Source organism: Methylobacterium sp. WL103, from assembly GCF_008039885.1.
GTDB lineage: Bacteria > Pseudomonadota > Alphaproteobacteria > Rhizobiales > Beijerinckiaceae > Methylobacterium > Methylobacterium cerastii.
The window spans coordinates 1-2,248 of record NZ_VRUX01000652.1; the positions used below are offsets into that span (position 1 = coordinate 1).

2 protein-coding genes and 1 pseudogene are annotated in these 2,248 nt (G+C 66.5%); all 3 read left to right on the top strand.

Annotated elements, in window-relative coordinates; translation table 11 throughout:
- Positions 1-182 (top strand): annotated as a pseudogene (locus tag FV222_RS23745) (adenylate/guanylate cyclase domain-containing protein); the annotation flags it as partial.
- A 196-nt stretch (positions 183-378) separates the two neighbouring features.
- The gene (locus tag FV222_RS23750; RefSeq protein WP_147815797.1) at positions 379-1,602 is read left to right on the top strand and encodes a molybdopterin-dependent oxidoreductase; all 1,224 of its coding nucleotides are present in this window, start codon (positions 379-381) and stop codon (positions 1,600-1,602) included.
- Between the two features lie 11 nt (positions 1,603-1,613).
- Entirely contained in the window at positions 1,614-1,952 is a 339-nt protein-coding gene (locus FV222_RS23755; protein ID WP_147815798.1) for a cytochrome c, read from the top strand.
- Positions 1,953-2,248 lie beyond the last annotated feature (296 nt).

A 2,248-nucleotide genomic window follows, 5' to 3' on the forward strand; every position in this document is an offset into this window, starting at 1 on the left:
TCGCTCGCGTCGAGCGCCTGTGCAAGACCTACGACACGCCGCTGATCGCCACCGACACTTTCATCGACGGATTGGCGCATGCCCTCGAACCGCTCGGCATTGTCGCCCTGCGCGGTTTCGCCGAACGTCACGCCTTGTTCGGGCATCGCAGGACCGCGCCCGTCGAAGCGCCGGCGGCGTGACGCTTAAGCGGCCTCCGTCACCACAGAGGCGGAGATCGAAAATTTCTAAACCATCGCATCGGGAGATCGTTCGCATCGCGAGAGACCGTTGGTGGGAATAAATCGCATCCCGTAGCATCTCCTTGGTCGCAAGAAATCGCCACAGGCCCGGTGCCCTCGAACGCATCGACGCCGACATTTTTTAAAGGGGGAAACCATGCACGGACTGGACAGACCGATGAACCGCCGCCTCGTCCTGGGTGGCCTAGGGCTCGGCAGCCTCGGCGCCGCCATGCCGGCCTGGGCGGCAGGCTCGGTGAAGCTTCCGCTGCCTGGCGGCCCGGATGAGCGGGCGCTGACCACCGCCTTTCCGGGCAAGGCCGAGATGATCCTTCAACGCACCCATCCGCCGCTGCTGGAGACGCCGTTCTCGGTGTTCGACGAGGGCGTGTTCACCCCCAACGATCGCTTTTACGTCCGTTGGCACTGGGCCTCGATCCCGACCGAAGTCGACGCCGGCACCTTCCGTCTTAAGGTCTACGGCCACGTCGACAAGGAACTCTCGCTCTCGCTCGACGCCATCGCCGGTCTGCCGCGCTTCGAGATCGCCGCGGTGAACCAGTGCTCGGGCAATTCACGCGGCCTGTTCGAGCCGCGGGTGCCCGGCGCGCAATGGGCCAACGGCTCGATGGGCAACGCCCGCTGGACCGGCGTGCGCCTCAAAGACGTGCTCGAACGCGCTGGCGTGAAGTCCGGCGCCGTGCAGGTGCGCTTCAACGGCCTCGACGAGCCCGTGGTCGACGACGCGCCGGACTTCAAGAAGTCCCTCGATCTCGACCACGCCAACAATGGTGAGGTGATGATCGCCTACGCGATGAACGGCGAGCAGCTCCCGCTGCTCAACGGTTTCCCGCTCCGCCTCGTGGTGCCGGGCTGGTACTCGACCTACTGGGTCAAGATGCTGTCCGACATTGAGGTGCTGGACAAGCCCGACGACGGGTACTGGATGAAGACCGCCTACCGCATCCCGGACGTGCCAGGCGCCAACATCAAGCCCGGCCAGACCGGCTTCAAGACGGTGCCGATCAACAGGATGGTGCCACGCTCCTTCGTCACCAATTTGACCGAAGGTGCAAAGGTGGCGGCTGGAACGCCGGTGGCCATCCGCGGCATCGCGTTCGGCGGCGATTGCGGGGTAAAGGCGGTCGAGGTCTCCGGAGACGGCGGGGCGACGTGGTTTCCGGCGCAACTCGGCGCGGACGAGGGCCCCTACAGCTTCCGCCGCTTCGACGGCAGCCTGCCGGCGCTGGCCGCCGGCACCCATGCGGTCAAGGTCCGCTGCACCAATACCAACGGCGTCGCCCAGGGCATGGACCAGGTCTGGAACGCCAACGGCTTCATGCAGAACGGCATTGAGACCGTGTCCTTCCAGGCCGCTTGAGGAGACCAGCCATGAACCCGATCCATCCGGCGGCCCTGATCGCCGCGCTCGCCCTGTCTCCCCTGGTGGCGCTCGCCGCGCCGGCGCCCGAGCCTATGCGCTTCACCTCGCAATCCATCGCGATGCCGACCTCCGACCGGATCTTCCCCGACGGACCGGGGGCCGGGGCGGTCAATAACAACTGCCTCGCCTGCCACTCGGCCGGGATGGTGCTGACCCAGCCCAAGCTCACGAAGGCGCAGTGGACAGAGACCGTGAACAAGATGGTCCACGTCTACAAGGCGCCCGTCGATCAGGCCGACGTGCAGACCATCATCGATTACCTCACGGCGTTGAAGCCGGCGCCCTGAACCCCCGAATCCCGAGGCCGCCGCGCTATTTCGCCGGTCTCGGGGAATAAACCGCGCCTTCTGGCGTCTCCTCAGGGCGATGCACGGCCGGCCCGGCCTTGCACCACGGATTTCCGATTTCGAACCAGCCCTCACGGCAGGCCCCGGCCGCCGAACGAGCGCGCATGCCCGAGAGACCCGCTTCATGACCCATATCTGCACCAGCCTCCGCACCCTCCTCGCCGGAGCCGCCTTGCTCCTAGCCCAGGCCCAGCCCGGGCTCGCCGCCGGCTTCGACGGCGCGATCAAGAACAACG